The sequence below is a fragment of the Faecalibacterium sp. OF04-11AC genome (assembly GCF_003460645.1).
GTDB lineage: Bacteria > Bacillota > Clostridia > Oscillospirales > Ruminococcaceae > Faecalibacterium > Faecalibacterium prausnitzii_I.
Window position 1 is genome coordinate 120,267 of the sequence record NZ_QTVP01000004.1, and the last position, 23,099, is coordinate 143,365.

Annotated in this window: 17 protein-coding genes and 5 pseudogenes; 5 read left to right on the forward strand and 17 right to left on the reverse strand. The window is 57.1% G+C overall.

Features of this window, described 5'->3' with window-relative positions:
- Positions 1-83: 83 nt before the first annotated feature.
- The 12 genes and pseudogenes from ileS to DXA70_RS03475 form a co-directional block, all read right to left on the reverse strand.
- Positions 84-2,879, reverse strand: coding sequence for an isoleucine--tRNA ligase (ileS, locus tag DXA70_RS03420; protein WP_128117621.1), 2,796 nt, complete (start codon positions 2,877-2,879; stop codon positions 84-86).
- A gap of 36 nt (positions 2,880-2,915) precedes the next feature.
- Positions 2,916-3,716: a DivIVA domain-containing protein gene (locus DXA70_RS03425; protein WP_243001048.1), complete on the reverse strand. Its 801-nt coding sequence runs from the start codon at positions 3,714-3,716 to the stop codon at positions 2,916-2,918.
- Between the two features lie 30 nt (positions 3,717-3,746).
- A complete protein-coding gene (locus DXA70_RS03430) occupies positions 3,747-4,568 on the reverse strand; it encodes a S4 domain-containing protein (RefSeq protein ID WP_112114896.1) in 822 nt (273 codons plus the stop codon).
- Positions 4,552-5,013: a cell division protein SepF gene (locus tag DXA70_RS03435; protein ID WP_128117623.1), complete on the reverse strand. Its 462-nt coding sequence runs from the start codon at positions 5,011-5,013 to the stop codon at positions 4,552-4,554. The genes DXA70_RS03430 and DXA70_RS03435 overlap by 17 nt, the downstream gene beginning before the upstream one ends.
- A 108-nt stretch (positions 5,014-5,121) precedes the next feature.
- Complete coding sequence (locus tag DXA70_RS03440) at positions 5,122-6,435, reverse strand: HlyD family efflux transporter periplasmic adaptor subunit (RefSeq protein WP_128117624.1); 1,314 nt, start codon at positions 6,433-6,435, stop codon at positions 5,122-5,124.
- 5 nt (positions 6,436-6,440) lie between these two features.
- Positions 6,441-7,397: a tRNA (adenosine(37)-N6)-dimethylallyltransferase MiaA gene (gene miaA, locus DXA70_RS03445; RefSeq protein ID WP_243001049.1), complete on the reverse strand. Its 957-nt coding sequence runs from the start codon at positions 7,395-7,397 to the stop codon at positions 6,441-6,443.
- Positions 7,381-9,576: a DNA mismatch repair endonuclease MutL gene (mutL, locus tag DXA70_RS03450; RefSeq protein ID WP_128117625.1), complete on the reverse strand. Its 2,196-nt coding sequence runs from the start codon at positions 9,574-9,576 to the stop codon at positions 7,381-7,383. The genes miaA and mutL overlap by 17 nt, the downstream gene beginning before the upstream one ends.
- A gap of 39 nt (positions 9,577-9,615) precedes the next feature.
- Positions 9,616-12,230, reverse strand: a pseudogene (gene mutS, locus DXA70_RS03455) (DNA mismatch repair protein MutS).
- 119 nt (positions 12,231-12,349) lie between these two features.
- Positions 12,350-12,769 (reverse strand): YlbF family regulator, encoded by a 420-nt coding sequence (locus DXA70_RS03460; protein ID WP_243001050.1) that lies wholly within the window; start codon positions 12,767-12,769, stop codon positions 12,350-12,352.
- Positions 12,770-12,809: 40 nt separating this feature from the next.
- Positions 12,810-14,201 carry a tRNA (N6-isopentenyl adenosine(37)-C2)-methylthiotransferase MiaB gene (gene miaB / locus DXA70_RS03465; RefSeq protein ID WP_128117626.1) on the reverse strand — a complete coding sequence of 464 codons (1,392 nt, stop codon included), beginning with the start codon at positions 14,199-14,201 and terminating at the stop codon, positions 12,810-12,812.
- A gap of 139 nt (positions 14,202-14,340) precedes the next feature.
- A complete protein-coding gene (locus tag DXA70_RS03470) occupies positions 14,341-14,724 on the reverse strand; it encodes a transcriptional repressor (protein ID WP_128117627.1) in 384 nt (127 codons plus the stop codon).
- 29 nt (positions 14,725-14,753) lie between these two features.
- A pseudogene (locus DXA70_RS03475) lies at positions 14,754-16,027 on the reverse strand (replication-associated recombination protein A).
- 189 nt (positions 16,028-16,216) lie between these two features.
- Between DXA70_RS03475 and nth the strand changes: the two are divergent.
- The 5 genes from nth (at position 16,217) to DXA70_RS03500 (ending at position 19,225) form a co-directional block, all read left to right on the forward strand.
- A complete protein-coding gene (gene nth / locus DXA70_RS03480) occupies positions 16,217-16,894 on the forward strand; it encodes an endonuclease III (protein WP_128117628.1) in 678 nt (225 codons plus the stop codon).
- Between the two features lie 66 nt (positions 16,895-16,960).
- Positions 16,961-17,242, forward strand: a complete 282-nt coding sequence (locus DXA70_RS03485; protein ID WP_243001052.1) for a GlsB/YeaQ/YmgE family stress response membrane protein — start codon at positions 16,961-16,963, stop codon at positions 17,240-17,242.
- A gap of 87 nt (positions 17,243-17,329) precedes the next feature.
- Positions 17,330-18,067, forward strand: coding sequence for an AzlC family ABC transporter permease (locus DXA70_RS03490; protein WP_128117629.1), 738 nt, complete (start codon positions 17,330-17,332; stop codon positions 18,065-18,067).
- The gene (locus DXA70_RS03495) at positions 18,064-18,369 is read left to right on the forward strand and encodes an AzlD domain-containing protein (protein ID WP_022257221.1); all 306 of its coding nucleotides are present in this window, start codon (positions 18,064-18,066) and stop codon (positions 18,367-18,369) included. The genes DXA70_RS03490 and DXA70_RS03495 overlap by 4 nt, the downstream gene beginning before the upstream one ends.
- A gap of 13 nt (positions 18,370-18,382) precedes the next feature.
- Entirely contained in the window at positions 18,383-19,225 is an 843-nt protein-coding gene (locus tag DXA70_RS03500; protein ID WP_128117630.1) for a sugar nucleotide-binding protein, read from the forward strand.
- A 58-nt stretch (positions 19,226-19,283) separates the two neighbouring features.
- Here the strand turns inward: DXA70_RS03500 and yqeB are convergent.
- From yqeB to yedF, 5 genes and pseudogenes are all read right to left on the reverse strand, one after another.
- Positions 19,284-20,098: pseudogene (yqeB, locus tag DXA70_RS03505) on the reverse strand (selenium-dependent molybdenum cofactor biosynthesis protein YqeB).
- On the reverse strand, positions 20,095-21,150 hold the full coding sequence (locus tag DXA70_RS03510; RefSeq protein WP_128117631.1) for an XdhC/CoxI family protein: 1,056 nt from the start codon (positions 21,148-21,150) through the stop codon (positions 20,095-20,097). Before DXA70_RS03510 ends, yqeB begins: the two are co-directional and overlap by 4 nt.
- Before the next feature lie 17 nt (positions 21,151-21,167).
- Positions 21,168-21,398, reverse strand: coding sequence for a DUF3343 domain-containing protein (locus tag DXA70_RS03515; protein ID WP_022257225.1), 231 nt, complete (start codon positions 21,396-21,398; stop codon positions 21,168-21,170).
- Between the two features lies 1 nt (position 21,399).
- A pseudogene (locus DXA70_RS03520) lies at positions 21,400-22,537 on the reverse strand (aminotransferase class V-fold PLP-dependent enzyme).
- Positions 22,534-23,099 (reverse strand): annotated as a pseudogene (yedF, locus tag DXA70_RS03525) (sulfurtransferase-like selenium metabolism protein YedF); the annotation flags it as partial. The pseudogenes DXA70_RS03520 and yedF, both read right to left, overlap by 4 nt.

The following is a 23,099-nucleotide window of genomic DNA, read 5'->3' on the forward strand; positions in this document are numbered from 1 at the left end:
GCCCGCGATTTTTACTAAAGAACGGCGCCTTCCATTGCCGGGAGCGCCGCCCTCAAAAACAAGTTTGTTTCTGGTTTGGAAAATTATGCTTCCACAACGCTGGCGCAGCGTGCGCACAGGGTGGGATGAGCAGAGTGGCTGCCGATGGTATCAGAGTACTTCCAGCAGCGCTCGCACTTCTCGCCAACAGCGTGAGCGGCAGCAACGCCAAGACCCTCAACGGCAGAGGCAGAACCGCCCTCACCCTTGACCAGCTCCACATGGGAAACGATCATCAGGTCAGCCAGCTCGTCCATGGGGATGCTGTTCAGCAGGTCGTAGACGGCATCGTTGCAGTACAGGGTGACAGCAGCCTCCAGAGAAGCACCAATGGTCTTCTCGGCACGGGCCTGCTCCAGCACTTTCTTGACCTCATCACGCACGGCGATGAGCTGTGCCCACTTGGCCTTGAATGCCTCATCGGCCGCATACTGACCAGCCTTGGGCATATCCTCAAAGACAACGTACTTGTTCATACCCTCGGTCTTGGGCAGGAAGTCCCAGATCTCCTGGCTGGTGAAGCACAGGATCGGAGCAATGATCTTGTCCAGAGTCACGAGGATCTTGTACATGGCCGTCTGAGCAGCCTGACGAGCCACGCCGTTGGTGCAGTACAGACGATCTTTCGTTACATCCAGATAGAAGTTGGACATTGCCACGACGCAGAAGTTGTACACAGCGTGATAGACTTTGTTGAAATCATACACGGCATAGCCTGCATTGGTGCTAACGATCAGGTCATCCAGAGCAGCCAGTGCCCAGCGGTCGATCTCCTGCAGCTGGTCGTCTGCCACACAATCGGTGTTGGGATCAAAGCCATCCAGATTGCCCAGGATAAAGCGGGCGGTGTTGCGGATCTTACGGTAAGCCTCGCTCAGCTGCTTGAAGATATTCTTACCGGCGCGGACATCGACAGTGTAATCAGAAGAAGCGACCCACAGGCGGATGATATCCGCACCGTAGTCCTTAATGATCTCGCTGGGCTCCACGCCATTACCAGCGCTCTTGTGCATCTGCTTGCCCTGCTCATCCACGACCCAGCCGTGGCACAGAACAGACTTATACGGTGCACAACCCTTGCTTGCCACGCTGGTCAGCAGGCTGGACTGGAACCAGCCGCGGAACTGATCGCCGCCCTCCATATACATGTCAGCGGGGAAATGCAGCTCGGGGCGCTCTTCCAAAACAGCTGCATGGGTAGAACCGGAATCGAACCAGACATCCATAATGTCGGTGTCCTTGGTCCACTCGGAAGCGCCGCACTTCTCACAGACCTCGCCTGCGGGGATGATTTGCTCGGCGTCGTACTTATACCAGGCGTCCGAGCCCTCCTTGCGGAACAGGTTGCTGACTGCCTTGATGGTGGCATCGGTGATGTGGTAGGTGCCGCACTTCTTGCAATAGAATGCAGGGATGGGCACACCCCAGGTACGCTGACGGCTGATGCACCAGTCGTTGCGGTCACGTACCATGCCTTTCATGCGGTCATGGCCCCAATCCGGCATCCAGGTCACGGTGTCGATGGCCTTGTAGACATCCTCACGGAACTTGGAGATGGAGCAGAACCACTGCTCGGTAGCACGGAAGATGATGGGGTTGTGGCAGCGCCAGCAGTGCGGGTACTGATGCTTGATGTGCACCTGACCCATAACAGCACCGGAGGCGGTCAGATCAGCCAGGATGGTCTTGTTGGCTGCCCAGACGCGCTGGCCTGCATACTTGCCAGCCAGCTCGGTCAGATAGCCGCCATCGTCCACGGGGACGGTGATGGGCACCTGGGGGTACTTCTGGCAGACGTTAAAGTCATCGACGCCGTGGCCGCCGGCGGTGTGGACACAGCCAGAGCCGCTCTCCAGAGTGACATGGTCGCCCAGGATGACCCAGCCCTCCTTGGGCAGATAGACGTGGTTATAGCGCATGAGCTCGAACTCAGCACCGCTGACGGGCTCGCCGACCACTTCATACTCGGTGATGTGGCAGGCATCCATCACGCTCTTGACCAGCTCGGTGGCCATGATGTGGTACTCGTCGCCGATCTTGACGAACGAATACTCAAACTGGCCGTTGAGGCAGATGGCCTCGTTGGCGGGCAGGGTCCAGGTGGTGGTGGTCCAGATCACGAAGTAGGTCTTATCCATGGGAATGCCGTACTTTGCCAGCACACCGTTGGGGTCCTGAGAGACATGGAAGCGGACGAAGATGGAATCGCAGTCGTCCTCACCGTACTCGATCTCGGCCTCTGCCAGAGCAGTGCGGCAGTCCGGGCACCAGTACACAGGCTTCAGGCCCTTGTAAATGTAGCCTTTCTTGGCCATCTCACCAAAAATCTCGATCTGGCGTGCCTCAAACTCAGGCTTCAGAGTCAGGTAGGGGTGCTCAAAGTCACCAATAACGCCCAGACGCTTGAACTGGTCGCTCATGATGTCGATGTGTTCGGTTGCGAATTTCTCACAGATCTGGCGCAGCTCCAGCTTGGAGATATCCTTTTTCTTGTCGCCGACAGAAGACAGTGCTTTCAGCTCAATGGGCAGGCCGTGAGTATCAAAACCGGGCACATAAGGAGCCTGGAAGCCCTCCATGTTCTTCTCGCGGATAATGATGTCCTTGATGATCTTGTTCAGGGCAGTACCCATGTGGATATTGCCGTTTGCGTACGGAGGGCCGTCGTGCAGGATGAACTGGGGCTTACCCTCGTTATGCTTCATCAGGTTGTTGTACAGGTCGTTTTCTTCCCAGTCCTTGAGCATGGCGGGCTCTTTCTTGGGCAGGCCTGCGCGCATCTCAAACAGGGTCTTGGGCAGATTCAAAGTACTGTCGTACTGAGACTTATTCTTTGCCAATGGTTACACACTCCTCTAATTTTTTCTATTGCACACTTACTCACTGAACTTTACGCCCTGAAACGCGGCGTAGTCCGGCGCAGTGGGGGCTGCATCTGCAGGGGGCGGGTCAAGCTTGAGCTGACTCTCGTCTTTTTCCCAGAAATCCTCGGATTTCTCCGCATCGCCATCCTCTGCGGCATCATCCGCCTCAGCAGTTTCCGGTGCTTTGGCATCCGCAGCATTGTCCAGCTTCTCATTCAACTCAGCAGTGGTCTCTTCCACTTCATCTTCCGCTGCGGACTCCTCCGGCTCTTCTGCCGGAGCTTCTTCTTTCTGGAACTCGGGCAGACGGCTCAGCGATTCCACATGGCTGCGGTAAAGGTTGAGCACATCCGACTTGAAGCGGGTCACTTCCAGGCGTACCCGGTCGTACTCGCGCTCCTCGGCCAGCTTTTTCTCGTTTGCCTCGTTGATGATCTCGTCCGCGCGGTCACTGGCTTTCTGCAGCAGCTCGTTGGCATCACGGATGACATCATCACCGCGGAGATTTGCACGGTGCAGGATCTCCTCCGCTTTCTGGTTTGCCTCACGGATGACATTCTCACCCATCCGCTGGGCATTGATCAGAGCGCTCTTCAGCATATCGCCGTCGGCCTCATAATCTTTCATTTCCTGGCGGAGCTTCTGGTTCTCGGCGGTCAGGTCGGCGATCTGCTTGCGCAGCGCCTCGGCCTCGTTTTCGCTCTGAGTCAGCTGTTCCTCCACTTTATCCAGAAAACGGTCCACCTCCTCGGTACGGTAGCCGCGGAGGTTTTTCTCAAATTGCACAGAGCGCACATCCTGCGGGGTCAGCATAGTGGTTTCCTCCCTTATCTTCATTCATCATCAATACTGGAAATATTCAATGATCAAACGGTCTTTCTTGCTTTTTCCGGGCAATGCCGTCAGCTGAAAGCGGCCCTTGCCGCGCACTGTGAACACATCGTCCTCGTACACCGGGGCATGGACACTCTCGGCAGGCAGATGGTTGATCTCCACCCGTCCGGCCGTGACCAGCTCTGCCGCCATTCCACGGCTGCACCGCAGCATGGCAGCGAGCACCGCGTCCAGCCGCAGGGATGAGACTGTCGCCGTCTGGCGGGGCCGCTCTGCCTGCGGGAACGCCGGAAGCGTTTCCAGCGGCTGCATTTCTGCCGTCAGGTCGGTGTGGCCCGCCTGACGCAGTTCCTGACAGATCAGCTCCGCGGCAGGCTCCAGCGCAAACACATAGGCCACCCCCAGCTGGTCTTCCGGGAGAACGATGTCTCCCAGCGCCTCCCGGCGCAGCTCCAAACCCATCAGGCTGCCAAGATAATCCTTGTGCACTGGCAGCTGCGCACCGGGCAGAGCCCGGCACTGCAGCCGCACACAACACAATGGGCTCGCAGGGTAACTGTCCACAGGTTCCAGGCAGAGCAGTTTGCGTTCCGCCCCGGGCCACCCGCCGTCAAAACGAATCTCGTCCTCCGGCATGTCGGTGCGGTTGAGCGCGGCCTGCGCCAGCTGCTGCTCCCGGTCGCTCAGAAAACCGGAGTAGCGGGCAATGCCGCGTGAGGAAGCCGTGCGGGCCAAGTCCTCAATGTGCCGCATCAAATACCGTTCTTCATCATTGCGGGCGGGCACAAAACCCCGCACCGCTTTGGGGGCAGGATCAATAGAACGCGCCATTGTTCTCCAGCTCGTCCAGCAGGTCTCCCATAATATCAACATTGTAGGGAGTAATGATGAAAGTGCTGTTTGCAACGCGCTTGATCTGGCCGTTGTTTGCATAGGCTACGCCGGAGAGGAAATCCACCAGACGGCGGGAGACCTCTTTGTTGGTAGACTCCAGGTTGAGCACGACCGTGCGCTTGTTGTTCAGGTGGTCCGCAATGGTGCTTGCATCCTCAAAGCGCTCGGGCTTGACCAGAACGACCTTGAGCTGGGTGGTGGCATGGATGTTGACCACCTTGCCATTCTTCTTGGGGGCAGCGTCTATGTCGCCCTCCTCATCGTCCTCAATGCCGACACCGTTGTTATTGTTTACCATCTGAGGGCCGTCGTCCATGTACTGGTCGTCGTAGTCGTCCTCACTGCCGAAAAGTCCCTTTTTCAGGCTATCCACTAAAGACATAGAACTTGCTCCTTTCATTCGGGCAGCATCTGCTGCCTGGCAACCTTTGCAAAAAGAGTTGCAAATAGCTTTTTCTATTATCGGATTTTTTGCATCAGATGTCAATAACTACAAAAGCTTTCCATCATACAAATTTTGTCCGGAGACGATAATCTCGTCATAAAGACGGACCTGACTGACCGAATTGGCGGTTCCACTGGGCAAAACGAGGATATGATCTCCCTCGGTTACCAGCGGGTGTGCATCGTCCACCGGATCAATTTTGCAGAAACGGGCCAGGTTGCCGTACTTGACATACACACCAGGGATATAATTTTCGCCCTGCGTCTCGGCCTCAGAGCCATCTTCTTTTAAATAATGGACTGCCGCAGCCGGAACCAGAAGCCCGGTGCTCTCCCCCACAATGATCTGCGCATTGGCCTTGTTCAGCCGCAGCACGTCTCCATTGATGACCTCGCAGGTGATCACAAAACGGGTCAGGCCGCTTTCCTCGTCGATGCTCACTTCGGTAACAGAAGCTTTCAGCGGCGTCTCCACCTGGCCGGGGAAACGGATCTGCACCGATTTTTTCAGCGGTTTGCCATCCTGACCCAGCAGTTTCTGCCCCTCTTTGGCGGAGCAGACCCCTGCATACTGCCAGGAAAAGCCCGAGACGATCTTGCCCACACAACCATCCAGTGCCGTTTCCGGCTCTGACTCTATATAGGCTTTCAGGTCTGTGGCGCTCAGGGCCAGAATGTCTCCTGCCCCGGCGTTGAGGCGGCCCGAGCTCGCGCTGCGGATAAAGTACCCGGTCTGCGGGGCTGTGATCTGCGTTGGCGTACCCAGCTGCGCCTGCACAGAGGCCTCCTGATCCACCAGCGCCGCGATCTGCCCCGAGAAATCCGTCACCTCCCCGGTGATGACCCAGAGCTTATTTTGCGCCAGAAGATACTCCTCTGTACCTTTTTCCGTTTCATCATACTCCCCGCTGTCCAGTGCGTCCATCAGGTCATACAGGGCGGAGGAACGCTCTTTCCGCATGGTGTCCAGCTGGGTTGCGGAAGCATTCTGCGATTTTTGCAGCAGGTCGATCTGGTCGCCCAGCTGGGTGAGCTGCTGGCGGAGCGCCGCCTGGGAAGCATCACTGTAGACTTCTGCCACAGCGGTGCCCGCCGAAACACGTTCTCCATCGGCTGCCAGATACCCGAGCGTCCCACCACCTGCCACATAGCTCTCGTTGAACAGCAGCACGCCCTCGGCATCCACTGTATCCGAGACCATCGCCAGCATAGCCGTTTCATAAGTATTTGGTGGGAAGAGAATGTGCATCGTCTGGTACCCGACATACAGCCCTGCCAGCAGCAGAAATACAATGGCAATCCCGGCCAGAACGGTCAGCGCACGGGGGGCGCGGCGAGGTGTTTCCGGCGTATCGCTCATAATGCTCATCCTTTCGCTAAAAAGTCTTGGGTCAGGCGAACCGCCTGTTCCGTCACATCCGGAGCAGCGGCATCCAGCCAGACCACGCCGTCCATATGACGGAACCAGGTCAACTGGCGTTTTGCGTAGTTGCGGGAGGCCTGTTTCAGCTTCTCCACACAATCTTCAAGCGCTGCATTCCCCTCAAAGTACGGGAAGAATTCCTTATATCCGATGGCCTGTGCCGCCGTTTTAAAGCGTTCCCGGTTCTGGTAGACCAGCTCCGCTTCCGGCAGCAGACCATTTTCCATCATCTTATCCACCCGCAGGTCAATGCGGCGGTAAAGCTGTGCCCGCTCCGGGAAATCCAGTCCCAATACCAGCGAACGGTAGGGTCGCTCTGCGGGGAGAGATTCCGCTTTCTGCTCGCTGAGGCGTTTTCCCGTCGCACGGTAGTGTTCCAGAGCCCGCAGCACCCGCACCTGATTGTTCGGGTGGATGGCAGCAGCCGCTTCCGGGTCCACAGCCTGCAATTGGGCGTACATGGCTTCCGGGCCTTTTTCGGCCAGCTCTGCCGCCAGCTGTTCCCGCAGGCCGTCCGGTGCTTTTTCTTTTGTAAAGCGGACTCCATACAAAAAGCTCTGGACATAAAGGCCGGTACCGCCCACCAGAATGGGCAGCGTATTCCGGGTAAAGAGTTCCTGTTCCAGCTCTCCGGCCATTGCGCAGAAATCCGCCACACTGAACAACTGATCCGGTGTCCGGATATCCACCCCGTGGTGCGGGATGCCGTGGGTCTCTTCCAGCGTCACCTTGGCCGTACCCACATCCAGCCCTTTATAGATCTGCATGGAGTCTGCGCTGATGACTTCGCCGCCAAAGCGCTCCGCCAATGCGACGCCCAGTGCCGTTTTTCCGGTGGCGGTCGGGCCTACAACAGCCAGCACCGGATGTCTGATTTTATCATTACACAATGCGGCCAAACTGCTTTTCCAGCTCCTTCCGGGTCAATTTGAGGACGCAGGGGCGCCCATGGGGGCAGAACGGCGGCACTTCACCCGAGAGGATCTTCTCAGCCAGTGCCATCAGTTCCTGCGGGGAGGTCTTATCCCCCGCCTTGATGGCAGCGCGACAGGAAATGGAGTGCAGCACCCATTCCGTCTTCTCGTTCAATGCATCACGGCTGCCTCTGGCAAGCTTTGCGGCCAGTTCCACCAGCAGGTCTTCCGCATTGCTCTGCTCCACGTCAGCAGGGACAGAGCGGAGGAACACGCTGTTGCCGCCAAAATCATCAATTTCAAGGCCGGCACTCTCCAACAACGGGAGATTGTTGAGCAATGCCATCTTCTCCTCAGCCGAAAGCTCTACCACGACCGGTTCCAGCAGCAGCTGGCTGGGGACATCGCCATAATCGGCGGCCAGCTTTTCAAACAGCTGGCGCTCGTGGGCAGCATGCTTATCAATAATGCAGATCTCATCCCCACGCTCTGCGAGGATATAAGTTTTAAAGAGTTCTCCTACATACCGCAGCGGCTCCGGGCCGTCCTGTACGTCAAATCCCATCTGCTCCGGTGTGCCTGGCAGGCCGCCCGCAAAGCCACTGGAAACCGACTTCTGCGGTTTTGCGGGCGGTGCCGGATTCCAAGCCGCCATATGGTCCTTACCGGAAGTCTGTTCATCTCCCTCCGGCTCCACATCCAGCTGTGCTTCGTTAGCGGCCGCACGGAATGTAGGCGGCTTCAGGGCCTCCCGCTCGGTCTCCGCCAGCTGTTCCGCATCCGGTTCTTCTGTTGAAGTTCCCTCTTCAGGCTCTGGGCTGTGCAGGCTCACGCCCTGTTGGAGCGGCGTATCCGATGCAACCGTTGTCCAGCTGTGTTCCGGTTCTTCTTTGCCCGTTTCTCTGGCCGAAAGCTCTGTTTCCGTTTTTTGAAAAGCTGCCGTTTGCCCTGCAGAAGCAGTCGGCATTGCCTGTATAGAAAGAACCACCGGGTTTGCAGGCTGTGCCGTGTGATGCGGGAGCGTTCCGGGCGCTGCCTGGCCCGATAAAATCGCAGAAAGTCCTGTAAAGCTGTTTTTCTTTACAGCATTTTCTTCTATAATATCGTTCGATTCTTCGTTCTTGGATTTTTCATTGTTTTTCGGTTCATCAAAGGTGAACAGCCGTTCGCCCGTTCCGGGCTGGCTCAGAGAGAGCTTGACAGCATGGTAAACGAGATCAAAGATATCATTTTCACGGGCAAAGCGGACCTCGATCTTCGCCGGGTGAACGTTGACGTCCACAAGATCCGCAGGCATTTCCAGAAGCAAGATTCCTCCAGGAAATTTTCCCTGCATCATGGTGCCCTTATAGGCCATTTCCATACCCGCCATCATGGTGCGGTTACGGACATAGCGGCCATTGATGTAAAAATACTGCATACTCCGGCTGGCCCTGCAGCTCTTGGGCTGAGTGATGAGGCCTCGAACCCGGTAGACACCCTCCTGGTTATCCACTTCCACAAGGTCACGGCTGAATTCCCGGCCCAGAACCGCGTAAGCGGCACTGCGCAGCTGCCCATCGCCGGGGGTGACGTACTGCAGTTTGCCCTCACGGACAAATTTGAAGCTGACTTCCGGGTGGCTCAGGGCCACATGCGCCACGATATCGGCCACAAAGGTACCCTCGCTGGAATCTTTTTTCAGGAACTTCATCCGGGCTGGCGTGTTATAAAACAGGTCCCGCACCCGGATGGTGGTACCCACACCGCGGGCACCCGGCTCCATGGGCTGCTCTTCCCCGCCCTCAATATGGTAGACGGAAGCGCACTCCGCATCCGCCGTCCGGGTCAGCACCTCCACACGGGCCACACTGGCAATGGAAGCCAGCGCCTCGCCGCGAAAGCCCAGCGTATGGATGTGGGTCAGGTCATCTTCAGTCCGGATTTTACTGGTTGCGTGCCGGATGAAAGCTGTGGGGATATATTTCGCTTCAATGCCGGAGCCATTATCGCTGATCTCAATGAGGCGAATGCCGCCCGATTCGATCGTGACGGTCACTTGCGTGGAACCGGCATCAATGGCGTTTTCCAGCAGCTCTTTCACAACAGAGGCCGGGCGCTCGACCACTTCACCTGCCGCGATCAGTTCAGCCGTGTGTTTGTCCAAAACTCGAATTTCTGCCATCGAATTTTCCCTCCTTTACCCGTTGATTCGTTCTTCCGGTCAGCTGTTCAGGCTGCCTTTCAGGGTCTTTTTCAGCTCATACAGGAAATTCAGTGCCTCGATCGGCGTCAGTGTTTCCACATCCAGCGCTTCCAGCTGCTCCATCATCTCGCTGGGCACCGCAGGCGAGGCATATTCCTGCAGGGCATCAAAATCCATCTGCTCTACTTTGTTCTTGGGTGCGCTGGCTTCCAGTGCGCGCAGCACCTCATGGGCCCGGCGGGTCACACTGCCAGGCAGGCCAGCCAGCTTTGCCACCTCAATGCCATAGCTGTCGTCAGCCGGGCCGCGAATAATGCGGCGCAGGAATGTGATATCTTCTCCCCGCTTTTTGACGGCGATGTTATAGTTTTTCACGCCTGCAATGGTACCCTCCAGGTCCGTCAGCTCATGGTAATGGGTCGCAAACAGAGTCTTGCAGCCCAGCCCCTTGCTGGGATCGGAGATGTGCTCCACCACGGCACGGGCAATGCTCATGCCATCAAACGTGGAAGTGCCGCGCCCGATCTCATCCAACACCACAAGGCTCTTGGAAGTGGCATTTTTCAAAATTTCAGCCACCTCGGTCATCTCCACCATAAAGGTAGACTGGCCTGCCGAGAGGTCGTCCGAGGCACCAATGCGGGTAAAAATAGCATCCACCACGCCTACATGGCACTCTGCCGCCGGGACAAACGAGCCGATCTGTGCCATCAGGGCAATCAGTGCGTTCTGACGCATGTAAGTGGATTTACCTGCCATATTAGGGCCGGTAATGATGAGGCAGCGGTCTTCCCCGCAATTGAGGGTGGTATCATTGGGCACAAACAGGCTGCCTTTGAGCACCTGTTCCACCACCGGGTGGCGGCCCTCCACAATGTGCAGCTCATCGCTATCGTCTACAACAGGGCGGCAGTAGTTGTTTTCAGCCGCTACCTGTGCCAGTGCTGCCAGCACATCCAACTCTGCCACTGCATTGGCCGTGCGCTGGATGCGGTCCAGCTGGCCGCCAATGGTTTCCAGCAGCTCACTGAACAGCCGGTGCTCCAGCGCAATCAACCGCTCGTGGCGCCCAGAATTTTACTTTCCAGTTCCTTGAGCTCCTGCGTGATGTACCGCTCGCCGCTGGTGAGGGTCTGTTTGCGGATATACGTTTCCGGCACCATGCTCTTATAAGAGTTGCTCACCTCGATAAAGTAGCCAAACACATGGTTATAGCCGATCTTCAGCTTGGGGATACCGGTCTCCTGCCGCAGGCGGGTCTCCAGCTGGGCCAGAACGCCCTTGGTATTATCCCGGATGGAACGCAGCTCGTCCACTTCCGGGTGGTAGCCCTTGGCAATGACACCGCCATCCTTGAGGGTCGAGGGGGCTTCCGGGTCCACGGCTGCATAAATTTTCTGCTTGATATCGTCCAGTGCATCAATTTGTGCGGACAGCTCTGCCAGCTCCGGACAGTTGCAGCTCTCCGCCTGCTGCTTGAGGCTGGGCAGGCGGTCACAGGTCTGCGCCATCGCATAGATCTCTTTGGGGGTGGCCGAGCCATAGACCGTGCGGGTCATCAGGCGCTCCAGGTCCGAAATATAGTGCAGCTCTTCGATCAGATCGCCACGCTGCACCGTCTGGTGCACCAGACTCTCCACCGCATTCAGGCGGCGGTTGATAGCCGCACCGGACACCAGCGGCTGCTCGATCCAGCTGCGGAGCATCCGTTTGCCCATGGCAGTGCTGGTTTTATCCAGCACCCAAAGCAGTGTTCCCCGCTTTTCACGGCCGCGCAGCGTCTCCGTCAGTTCGAGATTTGCCCGGGTGACCGGGGAAAGACGCATAAACTGTGCCTCATTGTAGCTGATGACGGTTTTCAGACGCTCCACGCCTTTGATCTGGGTATCATGGAGATATTCCAGCAGGGCCGCCATGGCAAAGCGAACCAAACCTTTCGGGGCAATGCCCGTCTGCGCCGCCCAATCACGGCCAAACTGATTTTCCAGTGCAATGGAGACAAGACCCGGTGCGTAGCGCTCCTCTTCCACCAGTTCCACGGAGCAGGTCATATTTTTCTTGATGTAGGTTGTGATCTCCCGGCAGTCCAGCAGCCCCGGGTTCATCAGTACTTCGCTCGGGTGATAACGGCAGAGCTCCGTAATAACAGCCGAGGCAATTTTGCTCTGCTTGAGCTCGGTGATGTGGGCCGTACCGGTAGAAACATCCGCAAAGCAGAGGCCCGCCGCGCCATCTTTGAGGAAGATGCTGGCAATGTAGTTGTTGCGGTCGTCCTGCAGCATACTGCTCTCAATGACCGTTCCAGGTGTGACCACCCGGATAATATCACGTTTGACAAGACCTTTTGCCTTGGCCGGGTCTTCCACCTGCTCACAGATGGCGACTTTGTAACCCTTGGCAATGAGGCGGGCCACATAGCCCTCATAGCTGTGGAATGGCACGCCGCACATGGGGGCACGCTCCTCCAGACCGCACTGCTTGCCCGTCAGGGTCAAGTCCAGCTCTTTGGAGGCTGTCAGTGCATCGTCAAAAAACATCTCGTAGAAATCGCCGATGCGGTAAAAAAGAATCTCGTCTTTGTGCTGCTTTTTGATTTCAAGGTATTGCTGCATCATGGGCGAAAGCTCCGCCATGGCCGTTCACCGTCCTCCCCGTTTTCTGCATTGCCTGCTGCAATCTCGCCCGGTTTGTGGGCAAAAACCGCCTTTTGCAAGCAAAACGCGGCCTGCAAAGCACAGCCGCGTTTCTGATTTTATCGTTCCGCCTTAGTGGCAGCCGCCGCAGGTGGAGCAGCTGCCCGTGCAGGATGTAGAGGCTCCTGCACCGTCATGGGGTCGCCGCCGTTCATGGCAGTGTTGATGATCGCGTCGATGTAGTTGACGAGGTTTTCGCAATCACGCTTGGCCTCATTGTAAGCCACCATCCCCTCATCGGCCATGATCTTGCCGTACAGGTCGTTGACTTTCTCATTGAGCTCTGCAATGCGGGCATCGTTGCGCTCGCTCTTTCCGATCTCATTGTTCAGATCCATCCGGGCGAGGTTGAACTCCCCGATCATGTTCTGGAGCTCTTCATCCTTATCGTTTGCTTTCCGGGCCTGGTCGAGAACCAGGTAACGGGGGTCGGTCTGAAGTGCCATCGCAGCACGCTTGAAAAGATCAATGCAATCCATTGTAAAAATCTCCTTATTTAAAAATATGATGGAATGTACGTTATTGGGCCAGCTCACCCAGCAGAACAGTGGCCCGGGCACCCGTCAGGTGCACCATGGCATAACTGCCCATGAGGCTGTCGTCCGCGGCAAACTCGACGGTCAGGTTGTTGTCCAGGCGGCCGGAGAGAGTCCCCTCCGCACGGCCATAGCCCTCGACCAGCACCCGGACGGTCTGCCCGACCTGTGCTTTGACCAACGCCATTGCGATCTCGTCCTGCACGGCCAGCAGGCGGCTCATCCGGTCCGTCTTCTCCTTGCGGGGGGTCGGGTCCGGCATTTCCGCCGCTTTCGTGCCCGTGCGCTTGGAATAGATGAACGTGAACAGCTGCATGTAGCCAACCTTGCGGATGAGGCTCAGCGTCTGCTGGAAATCTTCTTCCGTCTCACCAGGGAAACCGATGATAATGTCGCTGGAGAACGTGATGCCGGGCACCTTTTTGCGGGCATACTCGATGAGCTCCAGATAATGCTCAATGGTATAGTGGCGATTCATCTGCACCAGCAGCCGATCCGAACCACACTGCACCGGAAGATGCAGGTGCTTGCAGATCTTGGGCTGTGCCGCAATCGTGTCAATGAGCTTGAAGCTGGCATCTTTCGGGTGGCTGGTCATGAACCGGATGTGATAATCACCCGGCACCGTGCAGAGCAGGTTGAGCAGATCGGAGAAATCGATTTTCTCCTCCAGACCCTTGCCGTAGCTGTTCACGTTCTGCCCCAGCAGGGTGATCTCCTTATAACCTGCCTCCACAAGGCCCTTGAATTCCGCAAGGATATCGCCGGGCTTGCGGCTTTTTTCGCGGCCGCGCACATAGGGCACGATGCAGTAGGTGCAGAAATTATCGCAGCCATACATGATGGGCAGCCAGGCACGGAACTCGCTCTCACGCCGGATGGGGATGTTCTCCACGATGACCGGGCGCTGTGCCGGTTCCAGCAGCACACGCTTGTGCTTTTGCAGCTTCTGGGCCACCAGCTGGGGCAGCGTATCAATGCCATCCACGCCAAACACAAGGTCTACATAGGGGTAGCTCTGGCGCAGCTTTTCCACCACGTGTTTCTGGTTGGCCATACAGCCGCAGAGGCCGATGATGAGGCCGGGCTTTTTCTCTTTCAGGCCCTTGAGGGCGCCCACGTTGCCGAACACTCGCTGCTCGGCGTGTTCCCGCACCGCGCAGGTGTTGAAGAGGATGAGGTCTGCATCCTCAGGTTTCTCACACAGGCCATAGCCGATATCCACCAGCACACCCTTGATGCGCTCACCGTCGTTGACATTCTGCTGGCAGCCGTAGCTGTGAACAAATGCCAGCGGCGGCGTATCGTATGCCTGCCGGACAAGCTCTGCGGCGGCATTGTTATGTTCAAATGCTAGATATTCCAATCGTACCATCCTTATCCGCGGCCGCTTTGAAAGACTGTACCGCGGTTTCTCTTTTTATTTTCTTATTTTCTGAAAAGCTCTTTTTAGTATACCCTGTTTGCCTGCAGAGGGCAAGAGGAAACGCACAACTTTTTGCGTCGGATTGCCCTTACTGTGCTGCCTGTTTCTTCAAGCACTCCTCACAGACGCCGAACAGCACCACGGCACAGTCCTGCACGACGCCTTTCTGGTTCTTGACCAGCTTCATCACCTGTTTTTCATCCACATCCGCATCGACCACGCCGCAGCAGACTGTGCAGTACATGTGGCTGTGCCAGCACAGCGTGTGGTCAAAGCGGTCCGCCTTGCCCGGGATGCACACCCGGCGCACCCGCCCGGCATCCACAAGACTGTTCAGGTTGCGGTATACTGTGCCAAGGCTCAGGCCCGGGCACTCCTTAACGGCTTCATCGTAAATTTCTTCCGCAGTGGGGTGGTCGCACAACTGCTCCACTTTCTGCAGCACCAGTTCACGCTGTTTTGAGTATCGCATGTTCTTCTCTCCTTCGCTGCTTCCTTGTTTCAAATGTTCTTTTCACCTTTGATCCTTGCCCAGTAGGCACGGGCCGCCTGCTCTGTTTTGTTATCGCCAAAGGTATAGTATTTGACGTCCTTGATGGCATCCGGCAGGTACTGTTGCTCCACCCAGTGGTTTTCATAGTCGTGTGCATATTTGTAATTCTGCCCTTTTACCAGCGCGTCCTCGCCATCATAATGTTTATTTTGCAATTGGCGCGGGATGGGCCCGGTCCGCCCGGCCTGTACATCCGCAAGCGCCGCATGGATGGCATTGTGTGCGCTGTTGGATTTTGGGCTGGTGGCCACCAGAACCACCGCATCGGCCAGCGGGAGACAGGCTTCCGGCAGGCCCACCGCATTGGCGATATCTACAGCCGCCTTGACGATGGGAATGATCTGCGGGTAGGCAAGGCCTACATCCTCACAGGCACAGACCATGAGCCGACGGCAGGCCGAGGGCAGATCTCCAGCTTCCAGAAGCCTCGCCAGATAATGGAGCGCCGCGTCCGGGTCGGAACCACGCATGGATTTCTGGTAAGCAGATACGATGTCGTAGTGGTCATCGCCGTCCCGGTCGTACCGCATGGCCGTCCGCTTTGTCACCTGCTGGATCATCTCAAGGGTGACGCGCTTGCAGTTTTCTGTCACCGGGGCCGCCGTAACCGCAAAGTCCAAACAGCCCAGCGCCTTACGCAGGTCGCCGCCCGCACTCTCGGCCAGATACTGGCAGGCATCTTCTTCCAGAATGATATTCTGCCCCTCGGCTTCCGAAAGTTTGGCGATGGCATTGTGCAGCCCGCGCTCCACATCCGCTGCAGACAGCGATTGAATTCAAATACCGTGCAGCGGGACAGCAGTGCATTATAGATGTAAAAATACGGGTTTTCCGTAGTCGAGGCAATGAGGGTGACTGTGCCGTCTTCAATACATTCCAGCAGGCTCTGCTGCTGCTTTTTGTTCAGGTACTGGATCTCATCCAGATAGAGCAGGATGCCTCCCGCCCCGGCCAGGGTGCCGATGTCTTTCAGCACGGCCTTGATATCCCCCGTCCCGCAGGAAGTGCCGTTGAGCTTATGCAGGGTCATGCCGCTGTTCTCAGCGATAATGCGGGCCACCGTGGTTTTGCCCGTGCCGGAGGGGCCATAAAAAATCATGTTGGGGATCTTGCCGCTCTCGATGGTGCGGCGGAAGACTCGGCCCGGAGCCAGAAGATGCTGCTGGCCGCAGACATCAGCCAGAGTTTTGGGGCGCAGACGCTGCGCCAGCGGTTCATTCATTGGTCGTTTCCTCCTTAGACAGCATCATGCGCCCGCAAGTGATACTTCTTCTTAAATATTATAACGCATTTTTGCACGGAGGACAAGACAATTTCTGAAAATGATTCTCAGATAATCTCCAAAGGATTTACAATCTTTGCAAAACATGTTATCATAAAAGCACATTTTACTGGAATCGAGGGGAGCGACATGCCCAGGAAACCAGCCGCCCCGGAAGACCTTTCTGCCAAGAAAGCCCTTGCGCTGGAAGTCATCGCCCGGCTGAAAAAGGAATACCCCGATGCTGCCTGCACGCTGGATTACGACCATGCGTGGCAGCTTCTGGTCAGTGTCCGGCTGGCCGCACAGTGCACCGATGCACGGGTCAACATCGTGGTGGAAGATCTGTTTGCCAAGTACCCCAGCGTCGCCGCGCTGGCAGCTGCGGAGCCGGAAGAAATTGAAGCCATCGTCAAGCCCTGCGGCCTGGGCCACTCCAAAGCCCGGGATATCTCTGCCTGTATGCGGATGCTGCGGGACAAATACGACTGTAAAGTCCCCACCACCTTTGAGGAGCTACTTTCCCTGCCCGGTGTTGGCCGCAAGAGCGCCAACCTTATCATGGGGGATGTCTTCGGCAAGCCCGCCATTGTAACAGACACCCATTGCATCCGGCTGTGCAACAAAATTGGCCTTGTGGATGGCATCAAGGAGCCGCAGAAAGTGGAGATGGCCCTGTGGAAGATCATTCCGCCGGAAGAGGGCAGTGATCTGTGCCACCGCTTTGTCATGCATGGCCGGGCCGTCTGCAATGCCCGCAAGCCGGAGTGCGAAAAATGCTGCCTGCGTGATACCTGCCGCTACGCCAGGGAGAATGCGGCAACCTGACGGTTCGCAGCCCCATGATCGTAAGAAAGAAGTGGAAGTTTCATGTTATTTTTAGGAGGTATTACAATGTTTGGTCTTATTTTCAGTCTGCTGGTCGGTGCTCTGGCCGGTTACATTGCTGGCCGCATCATGGGCAGTGAGACATCTGCCGTGCGCAACATCGTGCTGGGTATCTTGGGCGGTTTTGTTGGCAACATCCTGTTCAGTCTGATCGGCCTGAGTGCACGGGCCTTGTGGGCGAGATTCTCGTCTCTGTGGTCGGTGCCTGTGTCTGTATCTGGATCGGCCGCAAACTGTTCCAGTAAGCGTTTGAACACAACTATCAAAAATACCTCAGCTTTCGTTTAGAAAACTGAGGTATTTTCTTTTGTCAACGACTGTGGAGTGTGCTATAATTATTTTTGTGTCTTGGAATAGGAAAGGAGTTTGAAACTCATGGAAACTGCAACCAGACCCTACGCGTTCAGCCGAAAGGTGTTCTGCGAGGGAATGCGCGATGGTGTGCCCATTGCACTGGGTTATTTTGCTGTATCGTTCTCGCTGGGCATTGCCGCCCGGAAAGCGGGTCTGACCCCGGTACAGGGCTTTTTTGCCAGTCTGCTCAACAATGCCTCCGCAGGTGAGTATGCTGCTTTTGCGTTGATCGCCAGCGGGGCCACTTACCTGGAAGTTGCCATCATTACCCTGATCGCCAACGCGCGGTATCTGTTGATGAGCTGTGCACTGGCCCAGCGGTTTGCACCCGGCACGCCGTTTTTCCACCGGCTCATCATTGGTTACGATGTCACGGATGAACTTTTTGGCATCACCATTGCCCGGCCCGGCTGGCTGAACCCGTTTTACACTTATGGTGCCATTGCGCTGGCAGCTCCTGCCTGGGCAGCTGGCACAGCCTGCGGCATCATTGCCGGCAACCTGCTGCCCCTGCGGGCCGTCAGCGCGCTGAGTGTGGCACTCTACGGCATGTTCCTGGCCATCATCATTCCCCCTGCCCGCAAGAGCAAGGTGGTGGCCGCGCTGGTGGCTATCAGTTTTGCACTGAGCTTTGTCTGCACCTATCTGCCGGGCGTCTCGGCGCTCTCCGATGGCACCCGCACCATTCTGCTCACGGTGGCCATCTCCTGCGCTGCCGCGATTCTCTTCCCGGTCAAGCAAGAGGAGGGCAACCAATGAACAACTGGATCTACATTGCTGTCATGTTTGCAGTGTCTTATGCCATCCGCATCCTGCCGCTGACACTCATCCGCAAGCCGATTGAAAACCAGTTCATTCAGTCGTTCCTGTACTATGTGCCCTATGTCACACTGGCAGTCATGACGTTCCCTGCCATTGTCAACGCCACCCAGAGCCCTATTGCCGGTGCTGCCGCGTTGGTAGTCGGCATCATTGCCGCCTGGATGGGTGCCGGACTCTTCCCCGTCTCGGTGCTCTGCTGTGCAGTGGTGCTGGTGCTGGAGTTCTTCCTTGTCCACTAAAGGGAAGCTCTATATGAGGAAGATTTTGGTAACGGGTGCCGGTGGTTTTGTAGGGGCTCGTATCCTCGACCAGTGGCGTGGAAGGTACGAGCTCTGCACATTTCCCCATGGATTTTCCGCCGATTCTGATGAAGCCGCTGTGCGTGCTCTGATTGCCCGGGAAAAGCCGGACGTCATCGTCCATACCGCAGCTCTTTCCAATACAGCCTATTGTGCCAGCCATCCGGAAGAATCACTCCGGGCGAATGTCCTGCTGCCCGAATGGATTGCAAAAGCGGCTGCTGAAACCGGAGCAAAGCTGCTGGCGTTCAGCTCCGATCAGGTATACGCTGGCTGTAAGGAAAGCGGCCCTCTGTCCGAAACGCTTTCTCTTTCCCCAGCCAATGTCTATGGCTGCCACAAGCTGGAAGCCGAACAGCGGGTGCTTGCCATCACCCCGGGCGCCATATTGCTGCGGGCAGCCTGGATGTATGATTTCCCGGGCTATCGGCTCCCTATCCGGGGCAACCTGCCGCTAAACCTGCTGAGTGCCGCCAAAACAGGCACTGCCTTGCATTTTTCGGAACATGATTTCCGCGGCGTCAGCTATGTACGGGAAGTCATTGACAAACTCATCCCGGCCATGGAGCTGCCCGGTGGTGTTTACAATTTTGGCAGTGGAAACGACTGCGACATGTTTGAGACTGCTTCCCGCTTCGCCCAGTTTCTGGGGGTGGAAGTCCCGCTCGAAAAAGACCATTGGGAGCGAAACCTTGCCATGAGCGGCGAAAAGTTGAAAGCTTTTGGCATCCAGTTTGATTCTACCATTCAGGCATTCCAGCAGTGTCTCGATGATTACGGTTTCGGTCATTTTTAATGACAGCGCATAAAAGGCCCTGTTCCAACTACGGAGCAGGGCCTCTTGATTGATTCTCTTATTTCCAGAGTTGCGCAACTACAAGCTCCAGCACACTGCCCGCAATGCAGCGAGCTTTATCCGAGATGAGGAAACAGTTTTCCAGTTCTGTTTTGCGCGGGTCCACATCTGCCACTTTGAAACCCGGAACCACAGGGTAACCGTCCCGCAGCAGGCCGCGCAGGATCCCCGCGATCTGCGTTTTTACAAGCACTTCTTCGCCCGCCGGTGTTTCCACCTTGGCAATGGCCTCCCCGGCCTCGACAAAATCACCGATGGCGTGCAGGTCGCGGAAAATGCCCTGTGCCGGCGAATGGAGCACCCGCTCGGCGGCATAGCCGCCAATGACACCCGGAACGCCAGTGTTGGGGGTCGCCGCGCCCTCCCGGATGATCCGTCCCAGCCTGTGGCCGCGTTTGGTCTCCACCACTACATCCACATCCTGCCCGGCTGTAAAGCCCGGGCCAAGGGCAATGGTCAGCGAAGCCATTTCACGGGTAGTGCCAAGGTTTTTCTTGGCGAGAATCGCATCCACTACCACGTCCGGTTTTAAAGTGCGGATGCTCTCCCCTTTGGGGTCGATCAAAACAGGGACGCATTCTGTGCCCAGACAGCCTCCGCCTCTTCCTGTTTGGAAATGCGGACAGCACGCAGCCCCTCCACCGTCGTCTCGCCCTCGTAAACCGCCTCACAGAGAGAGACCTGCCGACGGATGGCGGCGGGATGCTCGGTTTCCAGTACCAGCACCCGCAGGCCAGCGGACCACAGCCGGTGGATGGTGCCCGTGGCAAGGTCGCCGCCGCCCCGCACGATAATCAGGGAATCTCGTTTCATTTTGCCTCTGTGCCTCCCGTTAAAACCTGTAAGAAAAGTTCCATCGAGCCGCCACAGGCTGCCAGTGCTTTCTCATCGTCTTCCAGTCCCGTGGTAAACGACGCCAGCTGCTGCGGAACTTCCGTACCTTCCAGCATTTTTCCTGCCAGCTGCCGGGCACGGTATTCCATAATGCCGCCGCCCACGCTGCCCGCCGTACTGCCATCCGGGAGAATGAGCATCTTGGTGCCCACCTCTCGGGGCATGGAGCCGTGGCGGGAAACGATGGTTGCCAGCACAGCATCCGTTTGCTCCTGACGGCACTGTGCCCAGGCTGCCCGGATTTCCGGCGTAAACCCCTCTGTCAGCTGGCGATGGCTTTTGATCTCCACGATCTGCGCCAAAATGGACAGCGCGATCTCCTGCGCCGTTTTTGCCCCGATGGCAAGGCCGATGGGGGCATGGAGCCGCGCTACCCGTGCCGGGTCAAGGCCTGCCTCTGCCAGCTGGCGGCGCACCAGTTCCGAACGTCCCCGGCTGCCCATCATGCCTACATAGGCCGCCGGTTTTTGCAAGATCTGCTTCAGGCAGGTAATATCATACGCATGGGCACGGGTCAGTACACAAAAGTATGTCTCTGTACTGCCCGGTATCTGCGCCAGAGACGTTTCAAATGGCGCACAGAGCACTCGATCCGCCCCTGTTTCCCGCAGTGCATCTGCATATTCCGGACGATCTTCCAGCCCGGTAACGGGCAGATCCAGCAGCTTTGCCAGCCGGACCGCCGCCGCTGCTACATGTCCGCCTCCGCAGATGACCAACCGTGCCCCGGCACCAAAACGCTCGGCAAAAACGCGCGTATCTCCCAGCGTAAACACGCCGGAAGTCGTGCATTTTTTCAATGCAGAAAGATTTTGGGTTAGAAGCGTTTCCGGTGCGGACGTCCATGCCACTTGTCCATCGCAGAGCAGCAATGCGGTCCCCTGTTGCTGGCCCTCCAGAACCGTGGCCAGCAAAAAATCCTGTGCATCTTTTTGGGCGTCGAGCGCATCCAAAAATGTGCGGTGTTCCATCTGGTTTCTCCTTGTGTTTATTGTTCTACCGTTGCAATTGCATCAAAGGCATTTCGGTCAAGCTTTGACTGCCACTGCTGCCAGTCCCCCGGCAGCATCCGCCACGCAAGGCCGCACCCTGCCGAGAGCTCCCGTGGCAGCGGAATCAAACGGCCCGGGATATTGGCTTCCGTGCAGTGCTTTTCCCAAGCCATGGCTTCCACGGTCGCATGGAATGAAAGGACGATATAAGGCCGTTTTGCACGCATCTTATTCCTCCTGCGCCAGCTGGCGGACCGCAGCCGCGGCCTGCAGCACTTCCTGCTCGGTGTTCGTGTGTGAAAAGCTGAACCGCACCACACCCTGCTCTACGGTCCCCAATACCTTGTGCATCAATGGAGCACAGTGCGCACCGGCCCGCACGCAGATGCCGTAATCTTCCCATAGAATGTCTGCCACCCGGGCGGAGTCTTCTCCAGCCAGATTCAGTGAGACAATGGGTGCACGCTCCTGTGCTGCAAAATCACCATAAAGCGTTACATCGGGCAGGCTGCGCACCTGCTCATAAAACAGGCAGGCCAGCACGGTTTCCCGGGCATGAAGCAGCTCCACTCCCTGCTCCAGAATCCACCGCACCCCAGCGCCCAGACCCGCAATCCCCGGAACGTTGAGCGTCCCGGCTTCCAGCGCCGTTGGCATTTCGGCCGGATGGTTTTCGTCAAAGCTGTGAACCCCGCTTCCGCCCACCACCAGCGGTGCGATCCGCAGCCCCGGGCGGACATAGAAACCGCCCGTACTGCGGGCCCAGTAGGCCTTTGTGACCGGTAAAGCAGAGCACGTCCATGCCGAGCGCCTGCACATCAATGGAGTGGACTCCCGCCGTCTGCGCGGCATCTACGATGAACAAGAGTCCATGCCTTTTGGCAAAGGTAGATACCCGCGCCAGATCGGTTCTATTTCCGGTCACATTGGAAGCATGGGTGACTACGATCGCCTTGGTATTGGGGCGCAGCAGCGTTTCCAACTGGTCGTACTGCAGCACACCGCGGGCATCGACTCCCAGAAAGCTCAATTCTGCCCCCTGCTGCCGCAAACGGTACAGCGGGCGGAGGACTGAATTGTGCTCACACACCGTTGTAATAACATGGTCGCCCGGGCCGATCAACCCGTTGATCGCCGTATTGAGGGCCTGCGTCGCATTGGAAGCAAAGGCAATACAGGCGGGACTTTCGGCATGGAATAGCTCTGCCAGTGCCTCCCGCGTTCCATAGACCAGCCGTGCCGCATGGAGAGTCGGCTCGTGTGCTCCGCGGCCCGGGTTGCCCGCTGTCTGCAGAGCTTCCAGCATAGCCTGCCCTACCTGCGGCGGTTTATGAAGAGTCGTCGCGGCATTGTCCAGATAAATCACGGCTTGACCACGTTCCCGGCACCAAGCATCTTTTCGGCAATGACATACATGTTGGTCACACCGCCCACCGCAAGCTTTTCCGTCAGGCCGTAGAAATTCAGGCAGGTGCCGCAGGTCAGAATCTCCACGCCCTCGGCCTCCAGTGCCTTGAGGTCTTCCAGCATGGGCGAACCCTCACAAGTCAGGTATGCGCCGCCGTTATAGAGCAGTATCGTCTTGGGCAGTTTATCCTGCTGGGTGAGCGAGAATACAAAGGCTTTGAGCAGGGTTTTGCCCAGTTCCTCGGCCCCCTCGCCCATCCGGTCGGATGCGATCACGACCACCGTATCGGTCCTTGCATCCGGGACGCAGCTCTCCGCAGGCTCATTCTTTTCTTCCAGAGCATCTCCCACCGTAAAGCGGATGGCGTATTCCCGCTCGGCCCGTTTTTCTGCGCTATAGACAAGACCCTTTTGCTGTGCCATCTTGGTCAGGTTCTGAACAGCGATCTCATTGTCCACCAGAACTTCGACCTCTCCCGGTGCCATTCAGCTCTGAGAGTGCTTTTTGCCTGACGACCGGA

What these genes read in the sequence shown, in the direction of transcription:
- DXA70_RS03425 (WP_243001048.1), bottom strand. Translation starts at nt 3,716, where the DNA reads ATGCTGACCCCGCAGGATGTGCGCTCTGTGCAATTTGAGAAAAACCTC.
- DXA70_RS03430 (WP_112114896.1), bottom strand. Translation starts at nt 4,568, where the DNA reads ATGGCGCGTTCTATTGATCCTGCCCCCAAAGCGGTGCGGGGTTTTGTG.
- DXA70_RS03435 (WP_128117623.1), bottom strand. Translation starts at nt 5,013, where the DNA reads ATGTCTTTAGTGGATAGCCTGAAAAAGGGACTTTTCGGCAGTGAGGAC.
- DXA70_RS03440 (WP_128117624.1), bottom strand. Translation starts at nt 6,435, where the DNA reads ATGAGCGATACGCCGGAAACACCTCGCCGCGCCCCCCGTGCGCTGACC.
- mutL (WP_128117625.1), bottom strand. Translation starts at nt 9,576, where the DNA reads ATGGCAGAAATTCGAGTTTTGGACAAACACACGGCTGAACTGATCGCG.
- DXA70_RS03460 (WP_243001050.1), bottom strand. Translation starts at nt 12,769, where the DNA reads ATGGATTGCATTGATCTTTTCAAGCGTGCTGCGATGGCACTTCAGACC.
- miaB (WP_128117626.1), bottom strand. Translation starts at nt 14,201, where the DNA reads ATGGTACGATTGGAATATCTAGCATTTGAACATAACAATGCCGCCGCA.
- DXA70_RS03470 (WP_128117627.1), bottom strand. Translation starts at nt 14,724, where the DNA reads ATGCGATACTCAAAACAGCGTGAACTGGTGCTGCAGAAAGTGGAGCAG.
- nth (WP_128117628.1), top strand. Translation starts at nt 16,217, where the DNA reads ATGCCCAGGAAACCAGCCGCCCCGGAAGACCTTTCTGCCAAGAAAGCC.
- DXA70_RS03485 (WP_243001052.1), top strand. Translation starts at nt 16,961, where the DNA reads ATGTTTGGTCTTATTTTCAGTCTGCTGGTCGGTGCTCTGGCCGGTTAC.
- DXA70_RS03490 (WP_128117629.1), top strand. Translation starts at nt 17,330, where the DNA reads ATGGAAACTGCAACCAGACCCTACGCGTTCAGCCGAAAGGTGTTCTGC.
- DXA70_RS03495 (WP_022257221.1), top strand. Translation starts at nt 18,064, where the DNA reads ATGAACAACTGGATCTACATTGCTGTCATGTTTGCAGTGTCTTATGCC.
- DXA70_RS03500 (WP_128117630.1), top strand. Translation starts at nt 18,383, where the DNA reads ATGAGGAAGATTTTGGTAACGGGTGCCGGTGGTTTTGTAGGGGCTCGT.
- DXA70_RS03510 (WP_128117631.1), bottom strand. Translation starts at nt 21,150, where the DNA reads ATGGAACACCGCACATTTTTGGATGCGCTCGACGCCCAAAAAGATGCA.
- DXA70_RS03515 (WP_022257225.1), bottom strand. Translation starts at nt 21,398, where the DNA reads ATGCGTGCAAAACGGCCTTATATCGTCCTTTCATTCCATGCGACCGTG.